Origin of the sequence: Pedobacter insulae (assembly GCF_900113525.1) — a bacterium.
Lineage (GTDB): Bacteria > Bacteroidota > Bacteroidia > Sphingobacteriales > Sphingobacteriaceae > Pedobacter > Pedobacter insulae.
The window spans coordinates 1-18,170 of sequence record NZ_FOPP01000016.1; the positions used below are offsets into that span (position 1 = coordinate 1).

Consider the following 18,170-nt stretch of genomic DNA (forward strand, 5'->3'; position numbering starts at 1 on the left):
CTGCCGTGGTTTGGCCGTTCTACCAGCCATACTTACAGATCTCCCAGGGTAAGGATCATTCGCTTTCCGTTCATCTAACCGCTGCATCTACGTATCCACATTTCGTACAGTATGGGGCTTTTGTTTCTTTTGCAACATCGCCCATGTGGCACCGCCTTGGTATGCAGTTCCTGTCCGTCGGTCCAAACTTTTGCCGCCAGCTTCCTTCAGATTCGCAGTCGCCCACGACACCCTTGCTCTTGGCTAATACTTCCTACTGTAAAGGCGTATTCGGGACTTTCACCCTATAGCGCATACCCATGCCTGGCGCACCAAAACGGAGGCTACCATCCGGTAAACCTCCATTTAATTAACTAATTAACCTAAAATTATTACTGAAGATTTTAAATTTCAATAGACTCCAATCCGCATAAATTCGCTTCTTAATTTTTACAGGCCTTTAACTACCTTCAGAAAATCCGACTCAAACTCCCCATAGCTCTTCCTGGAAAGCCCAAAAGACTTGATGATTCCTGCAGAATCGATAAAAATAGTCTTTGGATAACCTCTAACGGCATAGTGCTCATACCATATTTTTTTGGGGGCTCCAAACATTCTATAAGTGGGAATAGAAGGATCCGAAAATTCATCAAGCTGAGCAAGCCACAAATTTCTATCTTCATCTACTGAAACAGCGATTAAGTCCACTCCCATTGCTTTTGCTGTTTTTTCATATAAAGGAAAAAGCATTTCCTTGAAATAACGAGCACTAAATGTACATGTAGAAAAATAATAGTAGATTATTGTCGGTCGACCAAAAAGTTTAGAGAATTTAAACTTATCACCTTTCAGGTCCTCTAATTCCAAATCAATGATAGGCTCACCAGGTACCGTTGCTGATTTCAATGCTAATACCTTATCTTTCCAGGGACTGTACTTCATCTGCGCCAAGTATTGAGAAAGTATAGATTTCGGGTCTGGATACCTTCCCAGATCTTTTGTTAAAAAAGCAGTAGCTAGCCTGTCTGCCACTTCACCAGAATGATTTGAATTCAGTATATCCAAGAAGGGTTTATTCTCAATTAGGCTAAGCACGCAAAGCCTCGCCAGTTCCATATCCATCCAAGTGGACGAAACCAATTGAGCTTGCTTAGAAAACTTAGGCCCAGGAAACTTTACTAGTGCAGATCTGGTTCTTTCATGCATAACTTTCAGCTCTTTCTCGTTGAAAAATCTCGGCATTTCTGAAAAATAAAAAACATAAAACGAATAAACTAAAGGGTGGTAGTGTGAACCATAGAGTTCCAAGAGGATCAAATCCTTCTTTTCAAGGGTTAAACTATTTCCAAATTTTTCCGCCAATGCTAGGTATGGAAAAATTGTACTATCTAATCTTTCAAGTTCTGAGATTTTTTTGTCAAAAACGTCCTTATTAAGCTCTTCAAACTCCAATCTGGCACCAAACACAGTTTTCTGTGCCTCCCATTGATCTCGGTATTTTTTTTCAGTAAAAATAGCTTCAGGATTAGCTGTTAGGATTGTGCGGGGCAGTTCGAACTCTTTTTGATGCTTAAGTCTATCCAATTGATACTGCAGCTCCAGCCCAGCGCCATCAGGCCCACCAAACATCAAAAAATTATCTTGAAGATTAATGGATATTTTGATGCTATCTCCTGGAAATAATATATAATTATCCAGCAATTTGCGCTTTCCTAACAGCACAGAAAAATGAATTGGTCTGTCAAAACTAGGTGCCTGGACAAGAAATTTCTTCGCCCTAGGATCGACAACCCCATCAAAAAAAGTTCCTGACTCCAGTTTGGGAAATATTTCTTCTTGACGAGCTGTGTGCCTTTTAGCAAAATAATAAGGTGTAAAAACGATTCTTAAATCCCCTAAAGAATCAGGATTTAAAAGCTCCCCATAGATTAATGGACCAGCATTATTTGGTTGGGAAATGGCAGGTGAAGCCACAGCTTGTGCGTAAAGTTCATCTCTATTCAGGAAAATCGAGATAGTCATCAAGACTAACGATGATATTAAAAATAATTTTTTCATGTGCTTTTGAGTGGCCTATAAGCGGCCTTTATTTAATAAAAAGGAATTATCTAGGATTTTGTTGCATTGGATTTAATGCAATTTCTTTGGGAGGAATTGGAATCACATATCTGATATCTCTGGGTGGAAGCGTTGAATTTTCCACGTTATAATTTCGGAAAAGCGTGATAGCTGTACTAGGATCATTATTATACCTTTTCAAGTCTAGCCATCTGATTCCCCTAAACACTAGCTCTTTTCTTCGTTCCAGCATAATGATATTTAAGAGATCATTATCCTTTACTCCTACATATGGCTGGAAAGAAGCTGGATTTATTCTGTTAGCAAGCAAGTAGTTTACAGACTCAAGTGCTCTATCATTTTGCCCAATCCTTACAGCCGCCTCAGCCCTGTTTAATAGCACTTCATTAATCGCCAGTCCCCCAAAAATGTAGTAGTCTCCTGTGTAATTCCCCCTAAAATTTTTTAAAGAATCCACCGAGCTGTTTTTAAAGAAGTAAAAAAGTCGTAAATCATCTTTACTATATAGTCTGACAATTTCAGGATTCACAAAGGTAGATGCGTCATATGCATAACGTCCACTAATCAATTCGCCATAATGGATCACCTCTGAATTAAATATTTGAAAAGAATAAGTTAGATTGGAATTCAACTTAGCATAATCCATAAGGACATCATCAATTTCCAAGGTTGCATTTGCATGTATATATGCAGCCTCATAGTCACCCATATAAAGATATATCCTACTTAAAAGCGCATGAGCTGCCCAAGCAGATGGCCTAGTCGGCACCTCAGGTTTATCCGGCAATATATTTAATCCAAATTTTAGGTCGTCGATGATTTGCTGATAACTGTCTTTTTGGGTTGAACGTTTTGCTTTCTGATTTAAGTCTGAGGTAAGTCTAATCGGCACTCCAAGTTGCATTGAATTAGTGGAGTTATAGTATTCCGCAAAATAACTCAAGGATTCAAAATGCCCCAATGCGCGATAAAATTTAGCAGAAGCTTCAAGAATTTTTGCTCGATTCTCCTCAGCTACGCTTCTAGTCTTATATCCTTTCAAACCATCCAATACCAAATTAGCGTGGAATACCTTTCTGTACGCATTATTCCAGTCAGAACCTACCTCATCAGGCAGGTAAAAATCTTTTCTCCAGAAATAAGCTGATACCTCTCTGTAATTCAAACGGGCCAAAATAGCTGGGCCCAAGAAAAGATCGTCCGAGCTCAGAAATCCTGCCAATGCTGAGGAATTCATTCCGCGGGGCTTTGCATCAAGTATGGCCTGAAAGTCGTCTAGGGTCTGAGGGACAACCAAAGAAATATCTGTCTTTTCATCAAAGTATTTTTCGCAGCTCGATAAAAGAAAAAAGCCCGAAAATAAAAGTAAGTAAGAAATATTTTTCATCTTTTTTATGTTTATAGTTTTAGAATTGTGCAAAAGTTTCCGCCAATATGATATGTAAACTTTCGTCTCTTCGGAGTGTAATCATTAGAGTATAATTTTTATGCCTATGGCAACCGTTTTTGGAAGTTGTGAAAATCTGTTTTCGGGATCCTTTGCTCGGTTAGATGCTTTCCAGATCATTCCCAAATTATTGAAGTAAGAATATAGTTGTATTTGTCCGAAACGAACCGGATTAAAATTAAAAGCTAATCTCACATCTTGAAAACGGATATGATCACCTCTTTCTACTAGTGCTGAACTTTTAAGATAAAAGGTATTCCTTGAGGAATTCACCATTCCAGGATCAGAAGGAATGGTCGTTTTATCTCCCTGACTTTTCCACCTGAGGTCATAGTCTGAATGCCCAATATTACCCCTATTGATTTCATCATAGTTAACAGATAAGTCTCTGAAATAATACCCCAGTCTGTAATTGATGTTAAACGAAAGATTCCATCCCTTCCAATCAAACTGGTTTCTCCATGCTCCAAAACTCGTTGGTCTAGAACTTCCGTGATAAATCAAACCCTCTTCTGGAAGTTGTAGGACTGCCTGGTAATCTTCACTAGGAATTCCTTCAATTACCCCCCTAGGTGCACCTGTTTCTGGATTTAATCCCCCCCAAGGATAGGAGTAGATATAATGGAGTGGTTTGCCCAGTACCGGAACCTCTGCACCAGGCTGTGAATTCATGATTTGAGAAGAAGTAGATCGCTTTTCAAAATCAGTCACCTTCTCTTTAACCAAACTGTAGAAAAAGGAACTTGTCCACTTTAGTTCTCCATTCAGTTTTCTATAATTTATACTTAGATCCATTCCATTAGTCGAAGTTGATGCATAATTAAGAACTGCCGATGTAAAACCAGATGAAGGGTAAACTTCCTGAGAACCCAACAGATCCAATCCAGCCTTTTGATAAAATTCCAATGCACCATACCAAGATCTTTTTCCCAATTCGAAGTCCAGTCCCAGATTAACAATCTTGATCCTTTCCCATCTGAGTTCAGGATTTGGAGGCGTTAAAATCCCTAAAAAAGGGTGACCGACCAATTCATTATAGCCTGCACTTAAGTAATCGGCTGTTGTAAAGGCTGTTGCTCTAGCGTTGGTATTCCCATTATAGCCATACGATGTTCTAAGTTTTAAATAGGACAGCCAGGATCCTGATAAGAATTCTTCTTCGGAAACTACCCACCCCAATCCAGCCGACCACAACGGAACTGTCTTTTGATTAGCGCTCACTCCAAAAAGATTAGACTTGTCCATCCTGCCGCTTCCGTTAATTATGTATCTATTCTTAAAGGTATATCCGAGATTTAGATATCCAGATAAATATCTATTGACGGTTCCTGAAAAATCATTCAAAAATGGTATTGTACTCTGAGAACCCGTAGAAAGTTGTGGATACAAGCCTACATAATCTACGGGCTTACTCAAACCAAGCAGATGATCATACCCATAAGAACGGTATGTACTCCCAGACCCTTGTTGATCCTTGAGTTCTATTCCTCCCAAAAGATTTAGTTGATGCTCGCCCGCAAACGTCTGGTCCCATGTTAACTGTGCTCTAAGCGTATGGCTATAATCACGATTCTTAGTTTCATCCAATATGCCACCCACTGGGACAGTATTGACCAGATTTCCCGCATTATCTAATCTTGAAAAATTATTGATCAGCTCTCTGGTATTATAAGCTTCCAAAGGTTGAAATAAACTATTTGAGGATTGGTTAATCCAGTATTGGTATAATGCAGTGGCTTTTAATCCGGATAGTATGTTATACCCCAAACTTGCATTTAACCTGAGGTCATTTGATCCACTTTTATTAGGGCTCAACCCGATTTCTTCTAAGGGCACATACTTCCAGTTCAACAAGCCCATGTCCGCTACAGATTCCTTGAAACGATCACTATAGGTTCTAAAAACAGGTAATGCATTCCCATTACCATCTGCCAGCCGATCGTATGCAAAGAAATTACCGATTGAGGGAAATGCGGATTCAGTAGTACCCAAACTAAGATACGTACCTACGCCAAGTTCCAGCCTCTTGTTTAAAAGGCTCCAATTCTGGTTGGATGAAAGTGTAAACCGTGAATTATTCTCTGTTAATCTGTTGGGTCTATTGTCATCCCAGCCCACAGAGAGTGTATAGTTATAATTTTCCAATCCCTTTGAAAGTCCTAATGCATACTGTTGGTTAAGAGAACCCCTATAGAAATACTTTTCTAAATCGTCACGTACGTCACTTGCTCGAAAGCCATTTAAGGAAAGTTCTAATTGTGAGTCTGAAATCATGCCATCTCTGTGCTGGAGTAAGGCTTCCACAACCGGGCTAAGCCTTGTTTTATTGTTGGCATTGACCTGTCCGTTATAATATCCTTTATTGAATAATTTGATTTCCTGATCCACAAATCCTGAAATCTGCATCTGCGGGATATATCGAGCATCTGGCTTTTGCCCCCAATTTGCATTTACATTAAAAGTTACTTGCGTTGCCTGGCCTTTTGAAGCCCTCTTAGTGGTTATTACAATTACCCCATTTCCTGCTCTTGCTCCCCAAATAGATGCGGCTGCCGCATCTTTGAGAACAGTAATACTCTGAACATCATTGGGATTAATACTACTTAAAGGCCCGTCGTAGGCTAGGTTATCAACCACTATCAGTGGCTGGTTTTCAGCTAAAATAGTACTCGATCCACGGATAATAATTTTCTGTTCCTGATTAGCTGAGAACCCGTCTTTTAACACGATTAGACCTGGAGTAACATCAGCAATTCTATCGATAATATTGGTACTCACCCTACGATTCAGCAACTCCGCATTTAATATTTCAAACGATCCCGTAGCCCTTTCTTTAGGCAACTCTTGATAACCCGTATTATAACTTACCTTAACTTCCTCAAGCTTTCCTGTACTAACAGTCATTTTGATGGCTCCTAAATCAGCTTTTACAACAACTTCCTTAGTTTCATAGCCCACAAAAGAAATAATAAGAATTGCCTTTTCATCTACATTAGTGAATGAAAATTCACCCTTGTCATTGGTTGTGGTCTTTCGCTCTGTCCCTTTAATTAATACTGATGCACCTGCTAAAGGCACGCCATTTTCATCAAGCAAGCGCCCTTTGACATCAATATTCACAAAATATGCTATTAACTTGTCAAGAATAGATTTTTCTTTTGGTTTAATGATAATGGTTTTACTGTCTATAGCAAAGGTAAAGGGTTGATCCTTAAAGACCTGTTGTAGCACTTCCTCTAGGCTGACACCTTTTACATTGATATTTACAGGTTTTGCGGCCGAAAAGATATTTTCGGTATACACGAATTCAAAGCCACTTTGCGACCGGATTTCCTTGATTACGGTTTTTAGTGGCGCATTTTTTTTGGATAGGCTGATCTTCTGTGCGAAGGAAGCCGCACTGACCTGCATTAAAGATGCTAGTAATATCACGACGATTAATCGCATAATCAGCAAAAATTTGGTATAAATTCTATACATTAGTGATTAGTTTGGTTAATGCAGTATGCCTGTAGCCTTCAAAACTTGGGCAACTGCGGTTGGTTAATAATTTATTATTGACATTCCAAGCTTTAATCAGGTCTCGATTGCCGTCGGGATCTGATTTTTACCGGAATGCCTTGTAGCTCAGCTACAATCTCATGTGTATTTCCATTTAAAAATGCGTTAAGTTAAACATCCAGTTAATTTTACTCTTCATAGGAGATATATTGTTATTTCGAAACGATAATTTTCCTGCCTTCAATCCTAAAATGTACCGCACCTGTCTTTTCTAAAATCCGCAGCACATGGGAAACATTCTCAAATCTCGACACTCCCCCGCCAAATCTTTCAGCAGGCAAATCGCCTTCATATACCACTTCTACATTGTACCAACGCGCTACATTGCGCATAATGGATTTGATATCCTCGTTCTCGAAACTGAACGTACTGTTCTTCCAGGCAACCGCTCTTTCTACATCGATCTCTTTCACTGTTAGCGCATTATTATTTAAAGTAGCTTGTTGTCCAGGCTTTAAGATAAGATCCTTTGCATTCTCTTTGGATGGCGAAATGCGAACGCTTCCCTCCACTAAAGTGGTTTTGATTGAGGGTTCGTTTATGTACGCATTCACGTTAAAATGAGTACCTAATACCTCTACTTCCTGAGCACTTGTTTTCACAATGAAAGGATGGGCTTTATCCTTAGCTACTTCAAAATATCCTTCACCTGTTAAAGTAACCTGCCTTTGATCAAGCTTGGCAAAACTGGTAGGATATTTTAAAGAGGATTCTGCATTTAAAAACACGAGGGTGCCATCAGGCAAACGCACCTGAAACTGTTCCCCCCGTGTAGTTGACAAGGTGTTGTATTGGACTGCATCATTGCGAGGCGACGAAGCAATCTCATAGATGATTTGTCCGTCGGCTGTTTTGGAAATACTCACACCTGATTCTTGGGCAAGCTTTCCTACCTTTTCATCAGAAACGTATATTTTTTGACCATTTGCCAACGTCAACGTGGCACCATTTTTTCCTGGAGCAATATCGTTTTGATAAGCACCAGTTTCGGTAGGCTGAATTTTACTATCGTAATAGAAATATCCTCCAACCATGAAAGCAAGTAATACCGCAGCTGCGACCGCAACTCGTGGCCATAGCTTCATTACCTTAACTGGTTTCTTCTGCAATTCAGCACGCTGGATAACATTGCGATAAATGGCCAGCGCCAGCTCGTCCTTGCTTTGATGGGAATTCACCTGATAACTTTCACCATCATCACTATAGTACCAATGGTTAAACTCTTCAAGTTCTATCTCGGTAATGTTCGCATCGACGATTTTCTGGGCTAGTTGAGTAATTCGCTGGTTATCCATTTCTAGGGCATTTATACACTAGTGTAATGAAGGCCCGCCAACCCTACCTTTTTTCTGAAATTATTTTTAATATGAAGCCCATAGGCACTGATTAGCTAAGAGCATGATGAAACCTTTGGTGCCTAAATCAGTGCGCAATAATTTTAGGGCATGGGTGATATGTTTCTCTACGGCTTTTTCGCTGATCTCTAGCTCTTCTGCTATTTTCTTATTGGTATAATGCTCGTCCCTACTCATTTTAAAGACCAGTTTGCATTTTTTGGGCAGGGTATCGATCACCTTGCTTAAGCGAGCCTGTAAAATTTCAAGGTCATATTGGCTCCAGTGTGACCCTGATGCATCTGCCTGTTCTTCTGCGTCCCTTGTTAAAGCTTGTTCGACAAGATTTCTGCGTTTACTTTTGGCGATCCGCTGGATTACCTGGAATTTAACGGCAACCGCAAGGTAGTTTTCCAGATTTTCACGGAGCTGGAAGTGCTCCTTATTTTTCCAAAGGGCATAGAATATTTCCTGTACACACTCTTGCGCTTCGGCTTCGTCACGAAGTTTTTTAACCGCGCTATAGTAAAGCTTTTCCCAATAGCGAATATAGATGATGCTAAAAGCCAGCTCGTCGCCTGTTTGTAGCAGAGAGATTAACTCGGCATCTGAATAATTGCTATACTGCGTATTATTTACCAATGGCGTTCGATTAAAAATTGTCAAATCTTTAACAATGATATGCAATTACTACCCATTTATCCAAATAAGACGTTCAAACAGCACAGATTAAAAAAGTGAAAATAACAATAGAGGCTACCATCCGGTGAGCCTCTATTTTAACTAACTAATTAACCTAAATTCTATATGAGCTTATTTTATCAAATTTTCGATCTCCTTTATTAACTGTTCAGTGGTGAGTGATGACAGGCCACTTGAACGTACCAATTTGCCATCCTGATCCACCAACATAAGGTATGGGTAACTACGAACGTCGAACTCCTTTATCAGCTGATGATGATCACCTCCAGTAGTTAGATTCACACCCGAGGGTGAAGTGTACTCACCTTCCGAAACGCTCTTTAGCCACTTGGATTGGTCCTTGTCCACAGAAATTGCGATTTTCACAAATTTGTCCGTGTTCTTAAAATGTTGTTCCAGCTTTTTCAACTGGCTTTGATATAGCCATTTGCAGGGCGAACAGCCGGTGAACCAAAAATCCAATAGCACAACTTTGCCTTTGAAGTCACTCATTTTTGTAAACTTGTTTTTGGTATCTGGCAGCTCGAAATTTACAAGTTTTCCTACACTACTGTTTTCAAGAATATGCTTCAATTCATCTCTCAGCCAAGGAGTTTTTATAATCTCTAGGGCTTTAGTGATTAAACCTACACTGTCTGACACGTGTTTATAATTATTAAATACGTACCTAGCGATGACTCGATCTCTAATTGCCCCTGTCAATTCTTGACAAACTATATCAATAAATGGTTTTTGCTCCTTGGCAGATACGACAATCATCCGTTTCATTAAATAGTTAATATAGGGTTGAGAATATTGCTGTTGATCATTAGGAACTAAGGGGTAGTCTTGTAAAAATTTATGATATGCCGAATCTACACGTTTATCCTTCATCTTGATATAATTGCCTAAGAAGCCTATACGCATACTTAAGAATTCACCAATTGTATTGCTATACAGCAGATTGTAAAATTTCTCTGATATTTCACCCTTGTTTCGCATTAAAGTTTTCCATTGCGCAGTTTTCTTGAAGTCATCTTGAAGGTACCTTAAAAGATAGTCTATTTCCTCAGTGCCAGGATTAAGGTATTGTAGCACCCTACCATAACCAGTTTTTGCCTTTTGTTGAGCAGTTTGGAATAAATGAAGTTTCAAACTATCTGCAAGAAACTCTTCCCTAGTCTGATTTCCTCCCAAACTAATCATAACTTCTTTTTGTTGAATTTTGTCGGCTAAAGCGGCTTCTGCTAACTCGCGTTGCACTCGGAATTTTTCAGCAGATTTACCCATAAACCCCATGCTTACCTGCAATTTAAGTGCGCTGATACGGAATAAAACGCTGTCTCCTGGCTCAACAACAAAATCATTTATGACACCATGTGCTTTGGTTCGTAAACTTATTTGTACAGGGTTTAAAAATGGGGGCAATTTGACTTCGAACGTTCGTTCCTTCATATTGCCTTGAAAAAGATTACCACGTGTAGTGCCAATGCGATAACGATGACTGGAAGGATAATTACTGGTGATAAATTTTTCATTAATTATTACCTCCACCGTATCAACATCGACATTGTTACTAATTTCGCCATAAATAACTGCTGATGCGGTTTTCTTCTTTACATCTTCGATCTTTTGAGCGAAGATAATATTTGGGAGAAATGCACAAAACATTCCTAAACACCAAAATCCTATAATATTGCTTAATTTATTAAACATCATAATACACTAACTAATTAAATTTATTTTCTAATTCTAACTCAAAAAGAGGAAGTGAAAGCGTAAACTGCCGATCGTTTTCAAGGCGGTAAACAACTCCTCGTATCTCGCGTGATATAGGGAGTTGAAGTTCACCCTTGGCGGCAAGTCTTTTCATATCCATCCAACGGGTTCCTCTAAAGACTAATTCCCTACGTCTCTCCCGCATAACTGTTTCCAAAGGATCTGGACCTATATTTTCGGTCCAAACTTTTAAATCTTTGTAGCGCTTCTGGGCAAGTGTATTCAAGAGACCCATACCTTCGTCAATTCTACCTAAGCGAACAGCTGATTCGGCTGCATTGAGCAGGATTTCTGAATAAGTGATTCCCGTAAATAAACTAAAACCTCCGGTGTAGGATCCTTTGAAAAGAGGTTTTCCTCCAGCATCGAGTTTGAAAAAAAGTTGCTTTCTAAAATCATTATCCACATAATCTGCATAGAGATCTGGGTTTATATAGCTAGCAGGACCATCGGTAACTAAATAATTGCTATGGTAACCGTAATATATAGACTCTTCATTAAAAAGTGTAAAAGGGTAAGGCTTCCCTGCAGAAAGTTCAGCATAGTTGAGAAGCTTATACGTAGAATTCAGCACTGAATTCGCCGCATCAAGACTTGCCCCATAGTTTCCTGAATAAAGATAAAATCTAGATAATAATGCTTTTACAGTTACTTTGTCAGGCCGGGTCTTAAAGGCTGCTTTTTGCTCAATTACGGAATATGCTTCGGTTAAATCTGCCTCAATTCTATCGAGAATATTCTTTATGGTCATCCATTCTGCTTTCGCGTTTACATCAGCAGAAAGTTGAATTGGAATTTGCATATTGTCGGTGTCTGGGCCTCCGTCTGGATGTGGCAGAAATAATTTAGCCAAATAGAACAATGCAGCAGCCCGAACAAAAAGTGCTTCACCTCTTAATGAACTTACTTCAGAATCACCGTTTCCGCCGATTTTCCCTAAAATATCGAGACAGATATTTGCATAAAAAACCTTCCTATGCAATCTGGAAAAATCAGTTGATCTTTCACCATGAGCAAAAATTTCTTCCTTCCACAAATAGGAATTTTGAAACCAAGGATTCAATCCTTCCCAATTTGGTGTAGTCGTGATCCAATCATCTGACAATGTAAAATTAAGTAAGGGGTTTTCATTTAGTGTCGTGTAATAATCAAGGAGGTATCTTACATCCTCCTTGGACTGGGGAACTAAAATCGATTTTTTTGGCTTTTCTGCGAGAAACTTTTCGCAGGAGACATTGGCTGTAAGTATGATTAAAAGCGCCGAAATGACAAAATATTTTTTCATAACAATTATTTATTAATGAGTAAAAAGGTATTTTAGAAATTCAATTTCATTCCTATTGCAAACGATCTAACCAGAGCAGCAGTCTGATAATCTGGGTCAAGCACATCTTTCGATGCTTTCCATAATATCCCCAAATTATTTGCGTAACTATAAAATTGTGCTGATTTGAATATTAGGCCTGGGAACTTCATTTTATTTATAGTATAAGAAAGTCGGATATCATTTAGTCTGATATGGTCACCTTTCTCTATCAATGCTGCCGAATTGAAATAAAAATTTTGCTGTCTTGAGTCTGCGGTTGCGGGCAATGACGGAATCTGTGTCGACTGTTCATCACCGGGTTTCTTCCATCTTTTATCAAAGTCGCCGTGGCCAATCCCTCCCCTTAGTAAGGAAAAATAATCAATAGAAAACCGCTTATAATAATACCCTAAACGATATGAAATATTAACAGACAAAGTCAGGCCTTTATATGAAAAGTCATTCCTAAATGCACCAAAGGAAGTTGGTCTGGCAGAACCGTGATACTGGAGATTTTCTACAGTGGCAGCGCTTGAAATAGCCAGATAGTCAGAGCTGGGCAGTCCGTTTAACACTCCTAAAGGATTTCCATTTTTCGGATCTAGACCTGCCCATTCGTATGTATAAACTCCATATAAAGGCTTGCCTACTATAGGTTGAGGAGATGCGCTGAAGGCTGTACCCAACAAGTTAGTAACAGTGGGTATCTTCTCAAAATCTAATACCTTTTCACTTAAGCCACTGTAGTTCAAAGTGGTTGTCCAGGAAAAATTTCCACGAAATGGTTTACCCGTCAAGGTCAGGTCCACGCCTCTAACTAGTGTTTTTGCAAAATTTCCCCTAAAATTGGTCAAACCCTTTGACGCCGGTAGTGAGTAATCACCAAGTAAATCCTCTGAATATTTTGAATAGTACTCAGCTGTCCCTGAAAAGATGCCATTTTTTGTTTCTACATCAATTGCAAGATTACTTGTCTTCACTTTTTCCCAGCGCAACGTAGGGTTTGGAGGATTAACAATTATAGCCCCTCGTAATTGTGGCAGCACATCATAACTAAAAAAATTTGCGTATTGAGCGGTAACCTCTGATGAAAGGCTTTTATCTACATTTCCACCATATCCAAAAGTAGCTCTAAACTTGAGAAAGGGCATATTGCGATCCTTTGCAAAACTTTCCTCCGAGAGGATCCAGGCACCACCTATAGACCACAAAGGTACACCACGCATATTGGCATCCACTCCGAAAATATTTGCCTGGTCTTTTCTGCCACTTACGTTCAAAAAGTAGCGGTGGCGGTAATCGTATCCAACATTGGCGTAATAAGATACGAAGCGATCTGTATTCCCGTCATGGGATATTCCGGAAAGCAAAGTCGCTTGTTGTCCCGGATTGTAGTAATAGCGGTATCTGGTAACCATGTCAACAGGAAGGCTGCTTCCCATGTCATCTCGATAACCGTAAAATCTATCTGAATGGCTTACCCCTTGAAGATCCCTGATTTCCATTCCCGCTATACCATTCAAATAATGCTTTGAAGCCAGTTCTTTTGCATAGGATAACTGGGGACGAAAAGTGTGTGAATAGGCATCTGATTGCGCCGTTGACAGGATATCTCCCATTGGGACCGGATAAGTGAAGCTTCCTTGTGCATCAACCTGTGTATACTTATTAATTTGGTCACGCGTGTAAAACAGTTCCTGAGGGTCGCGGTTTCTGGAGGCCCTAATGTTTTTCCAGTACTGATAAAACAGTCCAAATTTCAGGTCAGAAGTTAGCGAGTACTGCATCGAAGGATTGACACGGATATCGTAAGCTTGAGTATTATAGTCCTTCTTTCCGATTTCATTTAAGGGAACATAGGTCCAGTCCAATAAGCCATTATTCGTAACAGTGTTGATGTATCGTGTGCTGTAAATATTAGCGACAGCTAATGGATTGCCATTTTCATCTGCAAGTCTGTCGTAAGCATAGCCCCCAGGAATATCAGTACGGGTATGAGTATTTTGATTAGACATATTAATGCTGAGACCTATCTCCAATCTATCCGAAAGGGTTTTCCAGTGATCTCCAATAGAAAGTGTCAGCCTATTATTACCATTGCCCACTACATCCGGGCGTATGTTATCAAAACCTAATGAAACCTGATAGGCATGGCTTGCACTTCCGCCCGAAATAGACAGTGCATATTGCTGATTGATTCCCTTTTGGAGATAATAATCTCGAATGTAATTTCTAATGTCGGATTTACTGAAGAGGTTCATGCTGGCATCAGCTTCCTGGGCCGTAATTTTTCCATCCCTAAGTGCAATCAGTGTCTCTACCGCAGGGGGGAGTTTTGGTTTATTAGCATTGTTTTCCGAGCTACTATAGTAATTTCTTCCAAACAAATCCTTCTCAATATTGATAAAATCTGGTATAGACATCTGTGGAACATAGAACAAATCTCTATGCTCTGCCACTGTTACATTGGAATTTACGCTTACTTGCAAAGGCTGGTTATTTTTTCCTCGTTTTGTTGTGATGACAATTACACCATTCCCAGCCCTTGCGCCCCAAATGGATGCTGCCGCCGCATCCTTAAGAACCGAGATAGATTCAACATCATTCGGGTTGATGTTTTCTAAAGGTCCATCATAAGGGAAATTATCTACAATGATAAGCGGTGAAGTATTAGCATAAATAGTACTCCGTCCACGGATAGAAATAGGATCATTCCCCTTTTGCGGACCTCTGTTAAAAATCAACCCCGGAGTTACATCTTCCAATCTATCCAAAATATTAGTGCTCACTTTTCGGTCTATCAGTTCTTTACCCAATGACACAAAACTACCTGTCGCCCGTTCTTTCGGGATCTCCTGATATCCCGTATTATAAGTAACCTCAACCTCCGCAAGTTTGCCCGGATTTACCTTGAGAACCACGATTCCTAGATCCTCTTTCACCGGTATCTTACGTGTAAGGTAGCCGATATAGGAAACCTCTATCAAGGCATCCTCTGGAATATTCTTTAGCAAAAATTCGCCTTGACTTCCCGTTTGAGCTTGTCCACCAATCCGTTTTCCAGCAGGATCTAACACACGTACAGAAGCACCTGCCAAAGGTGTACCGAGTGAATCGGTAATTTTCCCTTTCACATCAATTGCCAGCCACCTTGCTATCAGGTTTTGAAAAAAGGATTGCTCTTTCTCCTTAATCGTTATTGTTTTTTCGTTAATAGAATAAGTTAGTGGTTGGTTTTCGAAAATCTGTTTAAGAACATCCTGAAAGTCTTGTCCGTTTACGTTGATATTAACAGGCCTAGCTACTTTGAGTTGATTCTCTGTGCACAGAAAAACATAGCCGCTTTGGTTTCTTAATTCCTTGAAGATAGTTTTAAGCGGCGCATTGGTTTTAGACAAGGTAATCTTTTGTCCAAATCCCGAAGCACTTACTTGGAGAAAGGTAGCTATTAATATAACGGTGGTTAATCGCATAATCAGCCATATTTTTGAAACATACCCCAAGGGCACATCACTGTGTTTAGTAAAATTTTTATACATTTGTTTGTTCAGTTCTAAGCAGTTTGCCTATGGTTTCGAAGCTTTGGCATCCTGCAATTAAAAGGTTGATAATTTATTATTAGCGGAGTTGAATTAATACCAGAGGTGTTAGACGCACTTCTGGTTTTTTTTATACTCCCATTCCCAGCCTTAGCTGTTCTGTCGTAATCTTATTTTCATGTTGTTTAGTTTAAAATGAGTAATCTGTTAATTATATTATTTAGTTGTTGCCTTTCCTTTGGATACATAAATTTTCTTTCCTTCAACTCTAAAATGCACTTTGCCAGTTTCTTCGAGTGATTTTAGCACTTTTGAAACATTGTCGAATTTAGAAACCCCACCCCAAAACTTTTCGTCAGAAACGGCTCCCACATACTCAACTTCTACATTATACCATCTTTCGACCATCCTCATCACTACTTGGATATTTTCACTTTCGAACATAAATTGGTTGTTTTTCCAGGCCACAGCTACTTGGACATCGGCCTCGGTAACTTTAATATTTCCATCTGCCGCTAAAATGGCCTGTTCATTCGGTTTTAAAATGGTGCTTTTATTATATGCCGAAACTTTAACGCTACCTTCAACTAGGGTAGTCCTAACATTCGCTTCGCTCTCATAGCTATTGATGTTAAATTGCGTGCCTAATACTTCCACTTCTTGTTTGTCTGTATTTACAATAAAAGGGTGTAGTTTATCCTTAGCAACTTCGAAATAGCCTTCCCCAGTAAGAGAAACCTGCCTTTTATCCAGTTTAGTAAAACTCGTGGGGTATTTAAGTGACGATTCGGCATTTAAAAACACGAGGGTTCCATCAGGCAAACGCAGCTGAACCTGTTCCCCCCGTGTAGTTGATAAGGTGTTGTATTGGATTGCACCATTGCGAGGAGACGAAGGCGACGCAGCAATCTCATAGATGATTTGTCCATCGGCAGTTTTGGAAATCTTTACGCCAGATTGATCGGCGATGTTTCCTGCAAGGGCATCGTTAATCAGGATTTTTTGGCCATTGGCCAAAGTCAAGGTTGCTCCATTTTTTCCTGGTGCGATATCATTTGCATATAATATTTGGCCTTTGTTTTCTTCCTTGGTTGCTTGGTACACATATAAGCCAAGGCCAAAACAAACTACTATAGAGGCGGCTACGGCTATTCGTTTCCATAAAGAGTAAACTTTAGGAATGCTTCCCTGTATTTTAGAGAAGAGTTCAACTTTTACTTTTTCGGGTATACCCATTTCAGCATCATTCCATGACGCATTGCCTGGTGCAATTCGATTCATGTAGGCATTATATAGGTTTAGCTCTTCTTCTGAAGCGTCACCATTAGCTATTTTCTCAATCAGCTTTAAGAATTGTTCTTTGTCCATAGTATTACTGCTACTATGAATAAGGCACTCAAACAGGATATAACACCTGCCTGTAAACCAACTAAAAATACAACCTGCTGTAAATCAGCAGAAAAATTATCAAATCGTAAGAAAAATACACGCCAATCTTCCCAGTGGAGCACGAAGTTTTTTTAAGGCCCTGGTAATATGATCGTCAACAGTTTTTTCAGAAATCCCTAATCGTTCTGAAATTTGTCGGTGACTAAGATGTTCATCTCTACTTAATAGAAATACTTCCCTGCACTTTTCGGGAAGATCATCGATTAGCTGAGCGATAAAACTTTTCAGTTCCTTTATTTCCACTAAGCTAATCTCGTCTGCTTGTAAATCGTGCGCTAGCATGTCTTCTATTAAGATTTCCCGAATTTTACCCTGCCGAATGAGATTGGCAATTTTGTACTTCACAGCGGTATAAAGGTATGATTGCAGGTTCGACTTTACTTTTATTGTCTTGCGGTTTTCCCATAGCCATAGAAAAACAGTTTGGCAAACGTCCATGCAATCTTCTTTGCGTTTTACGGCGTAATAGGCAGCTTTATATAAAAATTTCCAATGACGGTTATAGATTTCTGAAAATGCACCCTGATCGTCTGCTTTCATTAAATCGAGCAGTTCCTCATCGTTATATGCATGATATCCTTTCATCTATTGGTCAATTTTCTCTTAAATTTAGCAGGAAGATTCACCAATGTTAGCGATATTTTTTATTAAACCGAGAATTCTGATAAGATTTCATCAAATCGAGTAGGAAGATAGCCATTAGTTGGCTACCTGTCCTCTCACACCACCGTACGTACCGTTCGGTATACGGCGGTTTGTTAGAATAATGTTGTCTGTGCTCTCTTCTTCTTCCAATAGTAGGTATCCATGAAGCCTCGGTAGCCGCGGCGTTTAAGTTCTTCCAACGTGAGTGTTGTTGAAAGAATCCATCCCTGTGCCGCCCTGATATAACCCTTGCTGCTATGCGCCCACCTGTAGGCGTCCCGTTTAGAAGCCCCTAATTTAAGGAGCCCCTTTATTCTCGCAGACGCACGTTTCCATGCTTTCCACTGGTGCATTCGCAGCCGTACCCGCAC

The 18,170-nt window shown here is 39.6% G+C and carries 10 protein-coding genes; all 10 read right to left on the reverse strand.

Features of this window, described 5'->3' with window-relative positions:
• Positions 1-429: 429 nt before the first annotated feature.
• Entirely contained in the window at positions 430-2,037 is a 1,608-nt protein-coding gene (locus BM207_RS18795) for a TlpA family protein disulfide reductase (RefSeq protein WP_090998232.1), read from the reverse strand.
• A gap of 46 nt (positions 2,038-2,083) precedes the next feature.
• Complete coding sequence (locus BM207_RS18800; RefSeq protein ID WP_090998236.1) at positions 2,084-3,445, reverse strand: RagB/SusD family nutrient uptake outer membrane protein; 1,362 nt, start codon at positions 3,443-3,445, stop codon at positions 2,084-2,086.
• An 84-nt stretch (positions 3,446-3,529) separates the two neighbouring features.
• Positions 3,530-6,985 carry a SusC/RagA family TonB-linked outer membrane protein gene (locus BM207_RS18805; RefSeq protein ID WP_090998239.1) on the reverse strand — a complete coding sequence of 1,152 codons (3,456 nt, stop codon included), beginning with the start codon at positions 6,983-6,985 and terminating at the stop codon, positions 3,530-3,532.
• A gap of 233 nt (positions 6,986-7,218) precedes the next feature.
• Positions 7,219-8,361, reverse strand: coding sequence for a FecR family protein (locus tag BM207_RS18810; protein WP_090998242.1), 1,143 nt, complete (start codon positions 8,359-8,361; stop codon positions 7,219-7,221).
• Between the two features lie 66 nt (positions 8,362-8,427).
• Positions 8,428-9,066 carry an RNA polymerase sigma factor gene (locus BM207_RS18815; RefSeq protein WP_177217176.1) on the reverse strand — a complete coding sequence of 213 codons (639 nt, stop codon included), beginning with the start codon at positions 9,064-9,066 and terminating at the stop codon, positions 8,428-8,430.
• Between the two features lie 147 nt (positions 9,067-9,213).
• The gene (locus tag BM207_RS18820) at positions 9,214-10,800 is read right to left on the reverse strand and encodes a TlpA family protein disulfide reductase (RefSeq protein WP_090998247.1); all 1,587 of its coding nucleotides are present in this window, start codon (positions 10,798-10,800) and stop codon (positions 9,214-9,216) included.
• A 10-nt stretch (positions 10,801-10,810) separates the two neighbouring features.
• Positions 10,811-12,145, reverse strand: a complete 1,335-nt coding sequence (locus BM207_RS18825) for a RagB/SusD family nutrient uptake outer membrane protein (protein ID WP_090998250.1) — start codon at positions 12,143-12,145, stop codon at positions 10,811-10,813.
• Between the two features lie 32 nt (positions 12,146-12,177).
• Positions 12,178-15,705 carry a SusC/RagA family TonB-linked outer membrane protein gene (locus BM207_RS18830; RefSeq protein ID WP_090998253.1) on the reverse strand — a complete coding sequence of 1,176 codons (3,528 nt, stop codon included), beginning with the start codon at positions 15,703-15,705 and terminating at the stop codon, positions 12,178-12,180.
• Positions 15,706-15,921: 216 nt separating this feature from the next.
• The gene (locus BM207_RS18835; RefSeq protein ID WP_090998255.1) at positions 15,922-17,073 is read right to left on the reverse strand and encodes a FecR family protein; all 1,152 of its coding nucleotides are present in this window, start codon (positions 17,071-17,073) and stop codon (positions 15,922-15,924) included.
• A 99-nt stretch (positions 17,074-17,172) separates the two neighbouring features.
• A complete protein-coding gene (locus BM207_RS18840; RefSeq protein WP_090998258.1) occupies positions 17,173-17,739 on the reverse strand; it encodes an RNA polymerase sigma factor in 567 nt (188 codons plus the stop codon).
• Between the last annotated feature and the right edge of the window lie 431 nt (positions 17,740-18,170).

What these genes read in the sequence shown, in the direction of transcription:
- BM207_RS18795 (WP_090998232.1), bottom strand. Translation starts at nt 2,037, where the DNA reads ATGAAAAAATTATTTTTAATATCATCGTTAGTCTTGATGACTATCTCG.
- BM207_RS18800 (WP_090998236.1), bottom strand. Translation starts at nt 3,445, where the DNA reads ATGAAAAATATTTCTTACTTACTTTTATTTTCGGGCTTTTTTCTTTTA.
- BM207_RS18805 (WP_090998239.1), bottom strand. Translation starts at nt 6,985, where the DNA reads ATGTATAGAATTTATACCAAATTTTTGCTGATTATGCGATTAATCGTC.
- BM207_RS18810 (WP_090998242.1), bottom strand. Translation starts at nt 8,361, where the DNA reads ATGGATAACCAGCGAATTACTCAACTAGCCCAGAAAATCGTCGATGCG.
- BM207_RS18820 (WP_090998247.1), bottom strand. Translation starts at nt 10,800, where the DNA reads ATGATGTTTAATAAATTAAGCAATATTATAGGATTTTGGTGTTTAGGA.
- BM207_RS18825 (WP_090998250.1), bottom strand. Translation starts at nt 12,145, where the DNA reads ATGAAAAAATATTTTGTCATTTCGGCGCTTTTAATCATACTTACAGCC.
- BM207_RS18830 (WP_090998253.1), bottom strand. Translation starts at nt 15,705, where the DNA reads ATGTATAAAAATTTTACTAAACACAGTGATGTGCCCTTGGGGTATGTT.
- BM207_RS18835 (WP_090998255.1), bottom strand. Translation starts at nt 17,073, where the DNA reads ATGGACAAAGAACAATTCTTAAAGCTGATTGAGAAAATAGCTAATGGT.
- BM207_RS18840 (WP_090998258.1), bottom strand. Translation starts at nt 17,739, where the DNA reads ATGAAAGGATATCATGCATATAACGATGAGGAACTGCTCGATTTAATG.